The 15210-nt window shown below is 58.2% G+C and carries 11 protein-coding genes and 1 pseudogene; 11 read left to right on the top strand and 1 reads right to left on the bottom strand.

Annotation, left to right across the window (positions count from 1 at the left end):
• Positions 1–9 precede the first annotated feature (9 nt).
• The 6 genes from msbA (at position 10) to CKF42_RS08080 (ending at position 6034) form a co-directional block, all read left to right on the top strand.
• Positions 10–1758, top strand: a complete 1749-nt coding sequence (gene msbA, locus CKF42_RS08105; RefSeq protein WP_046101523.1) for a lipid A ABC transporter ATP-binding protein/permease MsbA — start codon at positions 10–12, stop codon at positions 1756–1758.
• Positions 1755–2741: a tetraacyldisaccharide 4'-kinase gene (lpxK, locus tag CKF42_RS08100; RefSeq protein ID WP_111207944.1), complete on the top strand. Its 987-nt coding sequence runs from the start codon at positions 1755–1757 to the stop codon at positions 2739–2741. Before msbA ends, lpxK begins: the two co-directional genes overlap by 4 nt.
• A gap of 40 nt (positions 2742–2781) precedes the next feature.
• On the top strand, positions 2782–3996 hold the full coding sequence (locus tag CKF42_RS08095) for a winged helix-turn-helix domain-containing protein (protein ID WP_111207943.1): 1215 nt from the start codon (positions 2782–2784) through the stop codon (positions 3994–3996).
• 104 nt (positions 3997–4100) lie between these two features.
• The gene (locus tag CKF42_RS08090) at positions 4101–4283 is read left to right on the top strand and encodes a Trm112 family protein (RefSeq protein WP_009091101.1); all 183 of its coding nucleotides are present in this window, start codon (positions 4101–4103) and stop codon (positions 4281–4283) included.
• The gene (gene kdsB, locus CKF42_RS08085) at positions 4280–5029 is read left to right on the top strand and encodes a 3-deoxy-manno-octulosonate cytidylyltransferase (protein WP_009091099.1); all 750 of its coding nucleotides are present in this window, start codon (positions 4280–4282) and stop codon (positions 5027–5029) included. Before CKF42_RS08090 ends, kdsB begins: the two co-directional genes overlap by 4 nt.
• A 111-nt stretch (positions 5030–5140) precedes the next feature.
• Positions 5141–6034, top strand: coding sequence for a hypothetical protein (locus CKF42_RS08080; RefSeq protein WP_111207942.1), 894 nt, complete (start codon positions 5141–5143; stop codon positions 6032–6034).
• Here CKF42_RS08080 and elyC read toward each other — a convergent pair.
• Positions 6014–6799 carry an envelope biogenesis factor ElyC gene (gene elyC, locus CKF42_RS08075; RefSeq protein ID WP_111207941.1) on the bottom strand — a complete coding sequence of 262 codons (786 nt, stop codon included), beginning with the start codon at positions 6797–6799 and terminating at the stop codon, positions 6014–6016. The two genes, CKF42_RS08080 and elyC, sit on opposite strands and share 21 nt — an antisense overlap.
• Before the next feature lie 125 nt (positions 6800–6924).
• On the opposite strand from elyC, the gene cmoM reads away from it, so the two are divergent.
• The 5 genes and pseudogenes from cmoM to CKF42_RS08050 form a co-directional block, all read left to right on the top strand.
• Positions 6925–7710 (top strand): tRNA uridine 5-oxyacetic acid(34) methyltransferase CmoM, encoded by a 786-nt coding sequence (gene cmoM / locus CKF42_RS08070; protein ID WP_058957450.1) that lies wholly within the window; start codon positions 6925–6927, stop codon positions 7708–7710.
• Entirely contained in the window at positions 7707–9029 is a 1323-nt protein-coding gene (gene mukF, locus CKF42_RS08065) for a chromosome partition protein MukF (protein WP_009091093.1), read from the top strand. The genes cmoM and mukF overlap by 4 nt, the downstream gene beginning before the upstream one ends.
• Positions 9010–9735 carry a chromosome partition protein MukE gene (gene mukE / locus CKF42_RS08060; protein ID WP_009091092.1) on the top strand — a complete coding sequence of 242 codons (726 nt, stop codon included), beginning with the start codon at positions 9010–9012 and terminating at the stop codon, positions 9733–9735. Before mukF ends, mukE begins: the two co-directional genes overlap by 20 nt.
• Positions 9732–14219, top strand: a complete 4488-nt coding sequence (gene mukB / locus CKF42_RS08055; protein ID WP_111207940.1) for a chromosome partition protein MukB — start codon at positions 9732–9734, stop codon at positions 14217–14219. Before mukE ends, mukB begins: the two co-directional genes overlap by 4 nt.
• Positions 14220–14368: 149 nt before the next feature.
• A pseudogene (locus tag CKF42_RS08050) lies at positions 14369–15210 on the top strand (L,D-transpeptidase); the annotation flags it as partial.

Here is a 15210-nt window from a genome sequence, read left to right as displayed (position 1 = left end):
GAATAAATAATGCATCAAGATAAAGATCTCTCTACGTGGCAGACGTTCCGCCGACTCTGGCCGATGATCGCGCCAAATAAAGCGGGATTAATTGTGGCCTCTGTCGCCCTGATTATTAATGCTGCGGGCGACGCCTTAATGCTCTCCCTGTTGAAACCGTTACTGGATGATGGTTTTGGTAAAGCCGACCGGTCAGTGATGCTGTGGATGCCGTTGGTGGTGATCGGCCTGATGCTGGTACGTGGCGTAACCAGCTATATCTCCAGCTACTGCATCTCCTGGGTCTCCGGCAATGTCGTGATGAATATTCGCCGTCGCCTGTTCAGCCATATGATGGGCATGCCGGTTTCGTTTTTTGACCAGCAGTCGACCGGCACCCTGCTGTCGCGTATCACTTATGACTCTGAACAGGTCGCCTCCTCCTCTTCCGGTGCGCTGGTCACCGTGGTGCGTGAAGGGGCGTCGATTATTGGCCTGTTTATCATGATGTTCTACTACAGCTGGCAGCTGTCGTTAATCCTGATCGTGCTGGCACCTATCGTCTCCTTTGCCATCCGCACCGTTTCTAAGCGGTTCCGTTCAATCAGCAAAAGTATGCAGAACACCATGGGGCAGGTGACCACCAGCGCCGAGCAGATGCTGAAAGGACATAAAGAGGTACTGATTTTTGGCGGTCAGGAAATTGAGTCAGAGCGCTTTAACCGCGTCAGTAACCGTATGCGTCAGCAGGGAATGAAGCTGGTCTCAGCCTCCTCTATTTCCGATCCGGTGATTCAGCTGATCGCCTCTCTGGCCCTGGCTTTTGTCCTTTACGCCGCCAGTTTCCCGAGCGTCATGGATACCCTGACCGCTGGCACCATCACCGTCGTCTTCTCTTCGATGATTGCTCTGATGCGCCCGCTTAAGTCTCTGACCAACGTCAATGCCCAGTTCCAGCGCGGCATGGCAGCCTGTCAGACCCTGTTCTCCATTCTGGACAGTGAACAGGAAGTGGACAACGGCACCCGCGAAATCACCCGCGCCAAAGGCGATATTGAGTTCCGCGACGTGACCTTTACCTATCCGGGCCGTGAAGTCCCGGCACTGCGCAATATCAATCTGTCGCTGCCCGCCGGAAAAACGGTCGCGCTGGTGGGCCGTTCCGGCTCCGGTAAGTCCACGATGGCGAGTCTGCTGACCCGCTTTTATGACATCCAGCAGGGTGAAATTCTGCTGGACGGTTTTGACCTGCGTGAGTACACCCTGCGGTCGCTGCGTAATCAGGTGGCGCTGGTGTCGCAGAATGTGCATCTCTTCAACGACACGATTGCCAATAACATCGCCTATGCGCGCAGTGAGCAATACAGCCGTGAGGAGATTGAACGGGCAGCGACCATGGCGCACGCCATGGACTTTATCAATAAAATGGACAAAGGTCTGGATACGGTCATTGGTGAGAATGGCGTGCTGCTGTCTGGCGGCCAGCGTCAGCGTATTGCCATCGCCCGTGCCCTGCTGCGCGATTGTCCGATTCTGATCCTTGATGAAGCGACCTCAGCTCTGGATACCGAGTCCGAACGTGCGATTCAGTCAGCCCTGGATGAGTTGCAGAAGAACCGCACCTCGCTGGTGATTGCGCATCGACTCTCCACGATTGAGAAAGCGGATGAGATTGTGGTGATTGAAGATGGTCAGATCGTTGAACGCGGAACGCATCAGGTGCTGCTGGCTGAACGTGGTGCCTATGCCCAGCTGCACAAAATGCAATTCGGCCAATGATTGAACGTATCTGGAGTGGTCGCTCACCGCTGTGGCTTCTGCTCTGGCCATTAAGCCTGCTGTATGGGGCGATTACGGCTCTGATACGTTTCAGTTACCGCCGGGGCTGGCGAAAAAGCTGGCGTGCGCCCTTGCCGGTTGTGGTGGTGGGTAACTTAACCGCTGGCGGCAATGGGAAAACGCCGGTGGTGATCTGGCTGGTTGAGGCGCTGCAGCAGCGCGGGCTGCGTGTGGGGGTCGTCTCCAGGGGATATGGCGGCAAGGCGGATCACTATCCTCTGCGGGTGACCACCCAGACCGGCACCGATCAGGCCGGGGATGAACCGGTCCTGATTGCCCAGCGCACCGGGGCACCGGTCGCGGTCGCCCCCCGGCGTCGACAGGCAATTGAGGCGTTACTGCAGCAGGGCCCGCTGGATGTCATTATCACGGATGATGGCCTGCAGCATTACGCTCTGCAGCGCGACCGGGAAATTGTGGTGGTGGACGGCCTGCGTCGCTTCGGTAATGGCTGGTGGTTGCCCGCCGGTCCGATGCGCGAACGTGCCAGTCGTCTGCAGCAGGTTGATGCGGTAATCATCAACGACGGCGATGCGCTGGCCGGCGAGATTGCCATGCATCTCCAGCCTGGCCTGGCCACTAATCTGCTGACCGGCGAAACCTGTCCGTTGCAGCAGCTGGAGGCAGTGGTGGCGATGGCCGGTATTGGTCATCCGCCCCGCTTTTTCAACACGCTGAAGCAGCAGGGTATGACGCCGCTGGCAGAAGTCGCCTTTGCCGATCATCACGCCTACAGCGAAGATGAGCTGACCCGCCTACTGCAGCCGGGCCAGCAACTGCTGATGACCGAAAAAGATGCGGTGAAATGCCGCCCGTTTGCCCAGCCGTCGTGGTGGTATCTGCCGGTAGATGCCCGGTTATCCGGCCAGGCCGTGACGCCCTTACTGGACGATATCGAACAGCTCAGCCGCCGCATGTCCTGACCCCCAATGCGCATTCAGGTGAGGCCTGATAAGGAAAAGAATGAACACCACGCATTCACTTTCGTTACAGCAGGCCCGTCACCTTCATCTTGCTGCCCAGAGCCTGCTGCGCGCCCCCGCAAAGCGCGCGGTCTATCAGGATCTGATCGCGTGCATCTCCCGCATGTCGCTGCTGCAGATTGATACGATCCATGTGGTGGCCCGCAGTCCTTATCTGGTGCTTTTCAGCCGTCTTGGTGACTTTCCACAGCGCTGGCTGGAACAGGCGCTGGCTGAGGGTGAGCTGTTTGAATACTGGGCGCACGAGGCCTGCTTTATTCCCCGCGCTGATTACCGGCTTCTGCGTCATCGTATGCTGTCGCCGGAGCGGCTGGGCTGGAAATATAATGCGCAGTGGGTTGCTGAGCATCAGCAGGAAATAGCCGATCTCCTGCAGCAGATCAGGGAGAAGGGGCCGGTACGGGCCGCCGACTTCAGCCATGCTGATAACCCAAAATCGGGATGGTGGGCATGGAAACCGCATAAGCGCCATCTGGAAAATCTCTTCAGCGCCGGTGAACTGATGGTTACCGAACGCCGCAATTTTCAGCGAGTCTATGACCTGCGCAGCCGCGTGATGCCTGACTGGCAGGATGCCATCCATGGCATCAGCGAAGCGGAAGCCATCCACCAGATGTTGCTGAACAGTGCCCGCAGTCTGGGTATCTTTCGCACTGCCTGGCTGGCCGACTACTACCGTCTGAAACGGGCACCGCTGAACGCGTTTATCGCCGAGGCGCAGGCAGCCGGAGAACTGGTGGCCGTCAACACGGAAGGGCTGGGGGCGATGTGGCTTCACCGGGACCTGCTGCCGTTACTGGAGACCCCGCTGCAGGCGACGCACAGCGCGCTGTTGTCGCCGTTTGATCCGGTGGTCTGGGATCGTAAACGTGCGCTGGAGCTGTTCAGCTTTGACTATCGTATTGAGTGCTATACCCCGGCGGAAAAGCGGAAATTTGGCTATTTTGTGCTGCCCATTCTCCATCGCGGTCAGCTGAAAGGCCGGCTGGATGCCCGCATGCTGCGTAAGGCTAAACAGCTGGAAATTAAAAATATCTGGCTTGAAGAGAAGACCCGTGTGACGGCACGCTTTGTCGTGGATATCCGGCGCGCGATCGAACGTTTCGCCGCATGGCAGGGTGCAGAGAGCGTCGTCATCCTCAACATGCCAGAGGCCCTTAGCGATTGCTGGCCTGCGCTGTGGACACTGGCATAATCTCTTTTGCGGCAGCTGCCGCAGAGAACGTTTTACCCCATCCCGCATGAAGCGGGCTATGGTATGCTTTACCCCTTAAGCATTTGCTCCCTGATGGAGGACATATGGATCATCGTTTACTCGAAATCGTTGCCTGCCCGGTCTGTAATGGCAAACTCTACTTTAACAATGCTCAGCAGGAGCTGATCTGCAAACCCGATGGCCTGGCCTTTCCGGTCAGAGAGGGGATTCCGGTACTGCTGGAAACAGAAGCCCGTACGCTCTCTGTTGAAGAGATTCATCCATGAGTTTCACCGCCATCATTCCTGCACGTTATGCGTCAACCCGCTTACCCGGCAAGCCGCTGCTCGATATTCATGGTAAACCGATGGTGGTGCATGTGATGGAGCGCGCCCGCGAGTCGGGTGCCAGCCGGGTCATTGTGGCCACCGATCATCCCGATGTGGCGCAGGCCGTGGAAGCGGCAGGCGGCGAAGTCTGCATGACGCGCGCCGATCATCAGTCCGGCACAGAGCGGCTGGCGGAAGTGATCGAAAAGTATCAGTTTGCTGATGATGAAATCATCGTCAACGTGCAGGGCGACGAACCGATGATTCCGGCAGAGATTGTGCGTCAGGTGGCGAATAATCTGGCGGGGTCGGCAGCGGGCATGGCGACGCTGGCCGTACCCATCACGGATGCGGAGGAAGCGTTTAATCCCAATGCGGTGAAAGTAGTCATGGATGCGCAGGGTTACGCGCTCTATTTTTCACGGGCGACTATCCCCTGGGATCGTGAACGCTATGCTGCGTCACGCGACCAGATTGGTGACACGCTACTGCGCCACATTGGTATTTACGCCTATCGGGCCGGTTTTATCCGCCGCTATGTTGCCTGGGCACCTTGTCCGCTGGAGCAGATTGAGCTGCTCGAACAGCTGCGGGTGTTATGGTACGGCGAGAAAATTCATGTTGCTGTTGCGCAAACTATTCCCAGCGTGGGAGTAGACACGCCAGACGATCTGCAACGTGTCCGCGAGGCCATGCAGGCCTGATTATCGGGGAGCCTGTCTCCCCGTTTCCGCACAACCTTATTGATCCGCCACTAAACTTATCGCCACCACTTCCTTCAGGATATTGTGATACTCATCTGAGGAGGATGCCGCATGGAAGAGCTTAAATCGGAACTCACGCTGGCGCTGGGGGAAACGATCAGCCGCCTCGAAATCATCAGCGATCAGCCGCCCACCCGACTTTATGCGCTATACGATCGGGAAGGTCTCCCTATGCCGGTCGTGGCAAAATATTTTCGTCATCAGGGCCGGGCAGCGATAGAAGCGAAAAAGCTGACGTTGCTCGGTCAGGCCGGACGGATTGCAGTGCCAGCCGTGTATGGTCTGGTGATGAGCCAGCGTCCTCCGGTTCATGAAATGCTTCTGCTGGCGCGACTCAATGGGGTGACGTCGGAGGCCCCGGCGCGGGATGCTCAGCGCTGGCAGCAGTTTTGTGAGCAGGTAGTCGAGGGGCTGCTTGCCTGGCATCGGCTCGACAGCCATGGGCTGGTGGGTACGGTGGACAGCACTCAGCAGAATCGCTGGCCCGCCTGGTATGCTCAGCGGGTTGAGGTGCTGTGGGCGACGCTGAATTATGTGCGACCACCGGCTTTGACGCTCGAAGATCGCCAGATTCTGTTTCGCTGCCGGGCGCGACTGGTGCATCTGTTCCGCGGCTTTGACGATCCCTGCGTAATGGTGCATGGCAACGTCCGGCTGCAAAGCATGCTGAAAAACAGCCGCAGCGATCAGCTAATCGCGATGACCCAGCCCGGCCCGCTCCTCTGGGCACCGCGTGAGATTGATCTCATCCATCTGGATGACTCTCCTGCTGAAACCGCGCTGCTGCACAGCTATCTGCAGCGGGCACCGGTTTCAGAAGGCTTTGTCTGGCGTCGGTGGGTTTATCAGGTGTGGGACTGCGTCGACCAGCTGATCCAGACCGGCACCTTTAATCGTCCCCGTTTTGACCATGCCTGCGCGCAGCTACTTCCCTGGCTCGGCTGAGTCCGGTTTCTCGCCTTTCAGCCTCTGTAATAGTGCGCCAAGCGTTTCATACACCGCCCGTTCGCTGTGACTCAGCCAGATCGGGGAAGGTATCGCCCGCTCCCATCCATTCAGCGGTGAGGTAATTGCCAGCTGGTTGGCGGGTGCGGCAATCGGCTGCAATCCGACCGCGTGGAAAAAACGTATTGCCCGCGGCATATGATTCGCGGATGTGACCAGCAGGAATGGATGTTCACCCACCACGCCTTTCATCGCCTGCGCCTCATCCGCCGTATCGCGCGGCTGATCGAGAAGCTGAATATGTGCCGGGGGAACACCCAAACTTTCGGCTACCTGTGCCGCGACCCAGGCGCTGCTCTTCGGATTGGTGCCGCCTGCGGCGCCGGTGAAAATCAGGGTCGATTGCGGATTGCGTTGCCACTGGCGCACTCCTTCTGCCACGCGCGGCAGGCTGTTGTTCAGCAGATTTGAACTCGGCGCCCACGCCGGATTGAACGTGTAGCCTCCGCCCAGCACGACGATATAGTCCACCTCACGGCTGCCGTTCCAGGTCGGATAACGGCTATCCAGCGGCAACAGCAGGCGATCGGCCAGCGGTTGCAGACTCAGAAGCAGCAGTAACAGCCAGCTGACAGAGATCACGGTTTTACCGCTTTTCTGCCAGTCAGTCAGCCAAAGCAGTAAAATGCCCAATGCCATCAGCAAAAGCAGAAACGGCAGGGGTAAAAGCAGCCCGCCAGTCACTTTTTTCAGGGTAAATAACATCAAAAACGCGTCCTGTTGTCCGAAAATAGAGCACCCGGAAGGGAAGATGGGGATGAAAGGTTCATTCTTCTGGTGCCTGTGACAAAATAGCACAAGTCTTACCGCAGCATACCGGAGCGCATGCCATGCAGGATCGTAACTTTGACGATCTCGCGGATAAATTTTCGCAAAATATTTACGGCACCACCAAAGGCCGGATACGCCAGGCCATCCTCCATGATGAGCTGGCGATGATCCTGCCAGGCCTGTCGCCACACCCGCTCTCCGTGCTGGATGCGGGTGGCGGAATTGGCCAGGTCTCCAGCGGTCTGGCGGCGCAGGGCCATCAGGTGCTGCTGTGCGATCTCTCCGGTGAGATGCTGCGCCGGGCGGAAGAAAATGCCACGGCGCAGGGTGTGAGCCACAACATGCAATTCAGACAAATTAGCGCCCAGCAGGTGGGTGAACATTTGGATAAGCCGGTGGATCTGGTATTGTTCCACGCTGTGCTTGAGTGGGTCGCCGAACCGGAGGCGGTGCTGAAAGCGTTGTATGATGTGCTGCGTCCGGGTGGGGTCATGTCACTGATGTTTTACAATCTGCACGGCCTGACACTGCGCACCTTAACGCTGGGCAACTTTGGCTATCTGCGCACCAACCTGACCAAACGCAAAAAGCGCACGCTATCGCCTGACTATCCCCGCGATCCCGATCAGGTTTATCGCTGGCTGGAGGCCTGTGGCTTTGTGATTGAGCGGCGTGCCGGTATCCGGGTTTTCAGCGACTACATGAAACCGCCAAAGGGCGAGCCCAAAAGCGACGACGAAATTATTGAGATGGAGCGGCGTTACTGCCGTCAGGAACCCTTTTTAAGCTTAGGGCGTTACATCCACGTGACCGCACGTAAACCCGGGCAGAAGGACGAATTATGAGTGAATTTTCCCAGACGGTACCTGAACTGGTATCCTGGGCGCGCAAAAATGACTTTTCCCTTGCGCTGCCAGTGGAACGGCTGGCCTTTTTGCTGGCTATCGCCACCCTCAACGGGGAGCGGATGGACGGCGAAATGAGCGAAGGCGATCTGATTGATGCTTTTCGTCACGTCAGTAAAGCGTTTGAACAAACCCATGAAACTGTGCTGGTTCGCGCCAATAACGCCATCAATGACATGGTGCGACAGCGCCTGCTCAACCGCTTTACCAGCGAGCTCACCGAAGGCAACGCCATCTATCGCCTGACGCCGCTGGCGATCGGTATCACCGACTACTACATCCGTCAGCGGGAGTTTTCGACCCTGCGCCTGTCGATGCAGCTTTCCATTGTGGCCAGTGAGCTGAAGCGGGCCGCCGATGCCGCCCAGGAAAATGGCGATGAGTTTCACTGGCACCGTAATGTTTTCGCGCCGCTGAAATATTCGGTGGCAGAGATATTCGACAGCATCGATATGACCCAGCGTCTGATGGATGAGCAGCAGCAGGCGGTCAAAAACGATATCGCCGAGCTGCTGAACAAAGACTGGCGCGCGGCTATCTCCAGCTGCGAAATGCTGCTTTCAGAGACCTCGGGAACCCTGCGCGAACTGCAGGATACGCTCGAAGCCGCGGGTGACAAGCTGCAGGAAAACCTGTTACGCATTCAGGATGCCACGCTGAACAGCCCGGATCTCGGGTTTGTCGACAAGCTGGTGTTTGATCTGCAGAGCAAACTTGACCGAATCACCAGCTGGGGCCAGCAGGCGATTGACCTCTGGATCGGCTACGACCGCCACGTCCATAAATTTATTCGTACTGCCATCGACATGGATAAAAACCGCGTCTTTGCGCAGCGTCTGCGGGTATCGGTTCAGAATTATTTCGACGCGCCGTGGGCGCTGACCTATGCCAACGCCGACCGTCTCTATGACATGCGCGATGAGGCCCTGACGCTGCGTAACGACGAAGTCATGGGCGAACTGCCGCCGGAGATGGAGTACGAAGAGATCAACGAAATCCGCGAACAGCTGGCAGCCATGATTGAAGAAGCGCTGCAGGTCTACAAGTTGCAACAAAAACCGCTCAACCTCGCGTCAGTAATGCGCGACTACCTGGCCCAGTATCCCCGCGCCCGTCATTTCGATCTGGCGCGCATTGTGGTGGACCAGGCGGTGCGTCTTGGCGTAGCGGAAGCCGATTTAGCCGGTTTGCCTGTGGAATGGCAAGCCATCAATGATTACGGAGCCAAGGTGCAGGCACATGTCATCGACAAATATTGAACAAGTGATGCCGGTTAAGCTGGCACAGGCACTGGCCAACCCGATTTTCCCCGCGCTGGACAGCCAGTTACGCGCGGGACGCCACATCGGTATTGAAGAGCTGGATAACCACGCTTTTCTGATGGACTACCAGTCGTTTCTCGAAGAGTTTTACAGCCGCTATCACGTGGAGTTAATCCGTGCGCCGGAAGGCTTCTTCTATCTGCGTCCGCGTTCAACCACGCTGATCCCGCGCTCGGTACTCTCTGAGCTGGATATGATGGTCGGGAAAATTCTCTGCTATCTCTATCTCAGCCCGGAACGGCTGGCCAATGAAGGGATTTTCACCCAGCAGGAGCTCTACGATGAACTGCTCTCGCTGGCGGACGAGAACCGGCTGCTGAAGCTGGTGAATCAGCGTTCAACCGGGTCGGATCTGGACCGCACCAAGCTGCAGGAGAAAGTGCGCGCCTCACTGAGCCGTCTGCGACGTCTCGGCATGGTGTGGTTTTTCGGCAACGACAGCAGCAAATTCCGCATCACGGAATCGGTGTTCCGCTTTGGCGCTGACGTGCGCGGCGGGGATGATGCCCGTGAAGCGCAGCTTCGTCTGATTCGTGACGGGGAAGCGATGCTACTGGAAAACGCCACTGCACCGGTTGACACCGATGAAGGTGACGGGCAGGAGAGCGACGCGAGTGAGAACGCAGAGGAAGAACAGGCATGATTGAGCGCGGAAAGTTTCGTTCGCTTACGCTGATCAACTGGAACGGCTTTTTTGCCCGCACATTTGATCTTGATGAATTAGTTACCACGCTGTCAGGCGGTAACGGGGCCGGTAAGTCCACCACGATGGCGGCTTTTGTCACCGCGCTGATCCCCGATCTGACACTGCTGCACTTCCGTAATACCACCGAAGCGGGTGCGACCTCCGGGTCGCGCGATAAAGGCCTGCACGGCAAACTGCGCGCTGGCGTCTGCTACTCCATGCTGGATGTGGTGAACTCACGCCACCAGCGTGTGGTGGTGGGTGTTCGCCTGCAGCAGGTCGCCGGCCGGGATAAAAAGGTGGACATCAAGCCGTTCAGTATCCACGGTCTGCCTGCCGACACCAATCCGACCGACATGCTGACTGAAGTGCTTAACAGCCGTCAGGCGCGCGTGTTGCCGCTGAATGAGGTGAAAGAGCGGGTTGAGGCGCAGGAAGGGGTACAGTTCCGCGCCTATAACTCGGTCACTGACTATCACGCCATGATGTTTGATCTGGGCGTGGTGCCGCGTCGTCTGCGCTCCGCCAGCGATCGCAGCAAGTTTTATCGCCTGATCGAAGCCTCGCTCTACGGCGGTATCTCCAGTGCGATTACCCGATCGCTGCGTGATTACCTGCTGCCTGAAAACAGCGGCGTGCGCAAAGCTTTCCAGGATATGGAAGCCGCACTGCGCGAGAACCGCATGACGCTGGAGGCAATCCGCGTAACTCAGTCCGATCGCGATCTCTTTAAACACCTGATCTCTGAGGCGACCAGCTACGTTTCGGCTGACTACATGCGCCATGCTAACGAGCGTCGGGTTCATCTCGACAGCGCGTTACAGCTGCGCAATGAACTGTTCAGCAGCCGCAAGCAACTCGCCATCGAGCAGTATCGTCATGTTGAAATGGCGCGCGAACTGGCTGAGCACAGCGGCGCCGAAAACGATCTCGAAGTCGATTATCAGTCCGCCAGCGATCACCTTAACCTTGTGCAGACGGCGATGCGTCAGCAGGAGAAGATTGAACGCTACGATGCCGATATCGAAGACCTGACGCTGCGGCTGGAAGAGCAGACCGAAGTGGTGGCCGAAGCGCGTGAGATTCAGGAAGAGAACGAAGCGCGGGCTGAAGCGGCTGAGCTGGAAGTGGATGAGCTGAAAAGTCAGCTGGCTGATTTCCAGCAGGCGCTCGATGTGCAGCAAACCCGTGCCATTCAGTATCAGCAGGCACTGCAAGCACTGGAGCGCGCCCGCACCCTTTGCCAGTTGCCCGACCTGAGCATCGACAATGCAGCCGAATGGCAGGAGAGCTTCCAGGCTAAAGAGGAGGAGGCGACAGAGCACCTGCTGCGTCTGGAGCAGAAGCTGAGCGTGGCGGAAGCGGCGCACAGTCAGTTTGAACAGGCGCTGGCGCTGGTGACCAGCATCGCCGGTGAGGTGAGTCGGCAGGATGCCTGGCAAACCGGCCGCGAACTGCTGCGGGATGCCAGCAATCAGCGCCATCACGCCGAACAGCTCTCCTCGCTGCGTCTGCGTCTCAATGAACTGGAACAGCGACTGCGCGAGCAGCATGAGGCTGAGCGTCTGCTGGCCGAGTTCTGCAAGCGTCAGGGGCAGCACTACGACGCGGATGCGCTGGCTGGCCTGCAGCAGGAGCTGGAAGCGCAGATTGAACAGCTGAACAGCAGCGTGGCGGACGCGGGTGAGCAGCGCATGAAGATGCGCCAGGAGCTGGAGCAGCTGCGTGAACGCATTGCAGGCCTGACGGCGCGCGCGCCGCACTGGCTTGCCGCCCAGGAGATCCTGACGCAGCTTAGCGAACAGACCGGCCAGGCGCTGAACAGCAGCCAGGATGTCACCGAGTACATGCAGCAGCTGCTGGAACAGGAGCGTGAAACCACCGTCGAGCGCGACGAAGTGGCAGCACGTAAACGCGACATCGAGCAGCAGATTGAACGGCTCAGTCAGCCGGGCGGTGCTGAGGATGCGCGTCTGACCCAGCTGGCAGAACGTTTCGGCGGCGTGCTGCTGTCAGAGATTTACGATGATGTGACCCTGGACGATGCGCCGTACTTCTCGGCGCTCTATGGCCCGTCACGTCATGCGATCGTTGTACCTGATCTTTCACGGGTGCGCGAGTTACTGGACGGACTGGAAGAGTGCCCGGAAGATCTCTATCTGATCGAGGGCGATCCGCAGTCATTCGACGACAGCGTCTTCAGTGTTGATGAGCTGCAGAATGCGGTCGTGGTAAAAGTGGCTGAGCGTCAGTGGCGCTACTCCCGCTTCCCGAAAATACCGCTGTTTGGCCGCGCGGCGCGTGAAAACCAGCTTGAGCTGCTGCATCTGGAGCGCGACAAGCTGGCGGAACGCTACGCGACCCTGTCGTTCGATGTACAGAAAACGCAGCGTCTGCATCAGTCCTTCAGTCGCTTTATCGGCAGTCACCTGGCCGTCGCCTTTGATGCCGACCCGGAAGCGCAGATCCGTCAGCTGGGCGCGCGCCGCGGGGAGCTGGAGCGGGCGCTCAATCAGCATGAAAGTAACAATCAGCAGCAGCGTCAGCAGTATGAGCTGGCGAAAGAGGGCGTATCGCAGTTAAACCGCCTGCTGCCACGCGTTAATCTGCTGCTGGATGACACCCTGGCCGATCGCTGCGAAGAGATTCGTGAGCAGGTTGATGCCGCTCAGGATGCGGCGCGCTTCCTGCATCAGCATGGCGCTAAGCTGGCGAAACTGGAACCGATCATCGCGGTTCTGCAGAGCGACCCGGAACAGCACGAACAGCTGCAGGCGGACTATCAGCAGGCGCAGCAGCAGCAGCGCAACGCCCGTCAGCAGGCATTTGCCCTGACCGAGGTGGTGCAGCGTCGTGCTCACTTCAGTTATGACGATTCAGCCAGCATGCTCAGTGGCAACAATGACCTCAGCGACAAGCTGCGTCAGCGCCTGGAGCAGGCTGAAGGCGAGCGCAGCCGCTGCCGTGAACGTCTGCGTGAACATCAGGCACAGCTGACCCAATACGCTCAGCTGCTGGCCTCGCTGAAAAGCGCCTGGGATGCCAAGCGCGACATGCTGAAAGAGCTGCAGCAGGAGATGCAGACGATTGGCGTCCATGCGGACAGCAGCGCAGAAGCGCGGGCGCGGGCGCGTCGCGATGAGCTTTATACCGCACTGAGCCACAACCGCGCACGCCGGAATCAGCTGGAGAAACAGCTGACCTTCTGCGAAGCGGAGATGGATAACCTGCAGAAGCGACTGCGTCAGCTGGAGCGCCAGTATCATCAGGTGCGTGAACAGGTGGTCAGCGCGAAAGCGGGCTGGTGCACGGTGCTGCGTCTGGTCAAAGAGAATGGCGTGGAACGCCGTCTGCATCGTCGTGAACTCGCCTACATGAGTGGCGATGAACTGCGTTCGATGTCGGATAAGGCGCTGGGTGCGCTGCGTCTGGCGGTCGCGGACAATGAGCATCTGCGCGACGTGCTGCGGCTGTCAGAAGATCCGAAACGTCCGGAACGTAAAATTCAGTTCTTTATCGCCGTTTATCAGCATCTGCGTGAGCGTATTCGTCAGGACATTATCCGGACTGACGATCCGGTGGAAGCGATTGAGCAGATGGAGATTGAGCTGAATCGCCTGACGGAAGAGCTGACCGCGCGTGAGCAGATGCTGGCCATCAGTTCTCGCAGTGCGGCGAACATTATCCGTAAAACCATTCAGCGTGAACAGAACCGTATCCGTCAGCTGAATCAGGGCCTGCAGACCGTCAGCTTTGGTCAGGTGCGCAGCGTACGTCTCAACGTTAACGTTCGCGAAACCCATGCCATGCTGCTGGATACGCTGTCGGAAGAGCATGAACAGCATCAGGACCTCTTCAACAGTAACCGTCTGACCTTCTCAGAGGCGCTGGCGAAGCTCTATCAGCGTCTGAACCCGCATATCGATATGGGTCAGCGGACGCCGCAGACTATCGGTGAGGAGCTGCTGGACTACCGCAACTATCTGGAGATGGAGGTGGAAGTTAACCGCGGTTCGGATGGCTGGCTGCGTGCAGAAAGTGGCGCACTCTCAACCGGTGAAGCGATCGGCACCGGGATGTCGATTCTGGTGATGGTCGTGCAGAGCTGGGAAGAGGAGTCACGCCGTCTGCGTGGCAAGGATATCTCACCTTGCCGCCTGCTGTTCCTGGATGAAGCGGCCCGTCTGGATGCCCGCTCTATCGCCACGCTGTTTGAGCTGTGTGAACGTCTGGAGATGCAGCTGGTGATTGCCGCACCGGAGAACATCAGCCCGGAGAAAGGCACGACCTACAAACTCGTGCGTAAGGTGTTTAATAACACCGAGCACGTGCATGTCGTCGGCCTGCGTGGATTTGCGGCCGATCCGCTGCCCACTCGCGCCGGGAGCGGGGAGGCCGCTCTGCCCGATCTGACCACTGAAAAATCTCAGGCTGAGACGTAGTCAAAAACCGAACCATTGGTTAATCTGGAAACGGCATTTGTCGCATGAGGCAAATGCCGTTTTTGTTTGTATACTCAACATAATGAGTCACAGCCCGATCGCAGCGGATACAGGGAACGCTGCGCAGTTAAGAAGATAAGGGGGCAGGGATGTTGCTGGCAAAAAAGGTTAATCATCATCGTGTTATATCATTGTTAGCGCTGGCGCTAACGGTTGTTCCATTTACGCTACCACAGGCCGCTGTTATCGCCGCGATGCCCGGCACCGCGCACGCGTCAGTTTCGGTTTCCGCCAGTCAGCAACGTATCCGCCAGGCGTTTTCCAGCGCCGATCAGCCATTTTATCTTGCGCCGCTGGCGACGCTGTATGCGTCCCGCCACATGCAGCCGCTCTGGCAGGATGAGCAGGCGGTTCAGAAGTTTCAGCAGCAGCTGGCTGAGGTGGCGCTCTCTGGCGTTCAGCCGCAGTTCACGCGCTGGGTTGACCGTCTGACTAACCCGGCTATCACTGGTTTTGCCCGTGACGTGACCCTCTCCGACGCCATGCTGGGCTACCTGCAGTTTGTCTCTAACGTGCCGACGCAGGGGGAAACCTGGCTCTACAGTAATGTTCCCTACAGGCTGACACAGCCGTCGGTGGCCGTGGTAAATCAGTGGCAGAATGCGGTCAATGCGGGCGCGAGCAGTACGTTTGTTGCTTCCCTGCAGCCGCAGCATCCTCAGTATCAGCCGATGCACGCTGCGCTGAAAGCGCTGCTCAGTGATAAACAGCCCTGGCCGCAGCTGAAGAACAGCGAAACGCTGCGTCCGGGGCAGGTCAGTGACGATGTGCCCGCACTGCGTGAAATTCTGCAGCGCAGCGGCATGCTGACCGCACAGAGCAACGCTCCGGCACCGGATGATGATGCCGTGCCGGTCGCTCCTTCGCCGGTAACCCACAGCGATCAGCCGGTGGCAGTGAGTCCTTCCGCTACGCCGGTCAACGATCTGCC

Source organism: Pantoea sp. ARC270 (assembly GCF_003236725.1).
GTDB classification, from domain to species: Bacteria; Pseudomonadota; Gammaproteobacteria; order Enterobacterales; family Enterobacteriaceae; genus Pantoea; species Pantoea anthophila.
The sequence above is the reverse complement of the archived record's forward strand: the minus strand, read 5'-3'. Positions and strand labels throughout refer to the sequence as shown.

Bases quoted from the DNA above. Each gene is read 5' to 3' on its own strand.
- elyC (WP_111207941.1), bottom strand. From the start codon at position 6,799: ATGTTATTTACCCTGAAAAAAGTGACTGGCGGGCTGCTTTTACCCCTG.
- mukF (WP_009091093.1), top strand. From the start codon at position 7,707: ATGAGTGAATTTTCCCAGACGGTACCTGAACTGGTATCCTGGGCGCGC.
- cmoM (WP_058957450.1), top strand. From the start codon at position 6,925: ATGCAGGATCGTAACTTTGACGATCTCGCGGATAAATTTTCGCAAAAT.
- mukB (WP_111207940.1), top strand. From the start codon at position 9,732: ATGATTGAGCGCGGAAAGTTTCGTTCGCTTACGCTGATCAACTGGAAC.
- CKF42_RS08095 (WP_111207943.1), top strand. From the start codon at position 2,782: ATGAACACCACGCATTCACTTTCGTTACAGCAGGCCCGTCACCTTCAT.
- mukE (WP_009091092.1), top strand. From the start codon at position 9,010: ATGTCATCGACAAATATTGAACAAGTGATGCCGGTTAAGCTGGCACAG.
- lpxK (WP_111207944.1), top strand. From the start codon at position 1,755: ATGATTGAACGTATCTGGAGTGGTCGCTCACCGCTGTGGCTTCTGCTC.
- CKF42_RS08090 (WP_009091101.1), top strand. From the start codon at position 4,101: ATGGATCATCGTTTACTCGAAATCGTTGCCTGCCCGGTCTGTAATGGC.
- kdsB (WP_009091099.1), top strand. From the start codon at position 4,280: ATGAGTTTCACCGCCATCATTCCTGCACGTTATGCGTCAACCCGCTTA.
- msbA (WP_046101523.1), top strand. From the start codon at position 10: ATGCATCAAGATAAAGATCTCTCTACGTGGCAGACGTTCCGCCGACTC.
- CKF42_RS08080 (WP_111207942.1), top strand. From the start codon at position 5,141: ATGGAAGAGCTTAAATCGGAACTCACGCTGGCGCTGGGGGAAACGATC.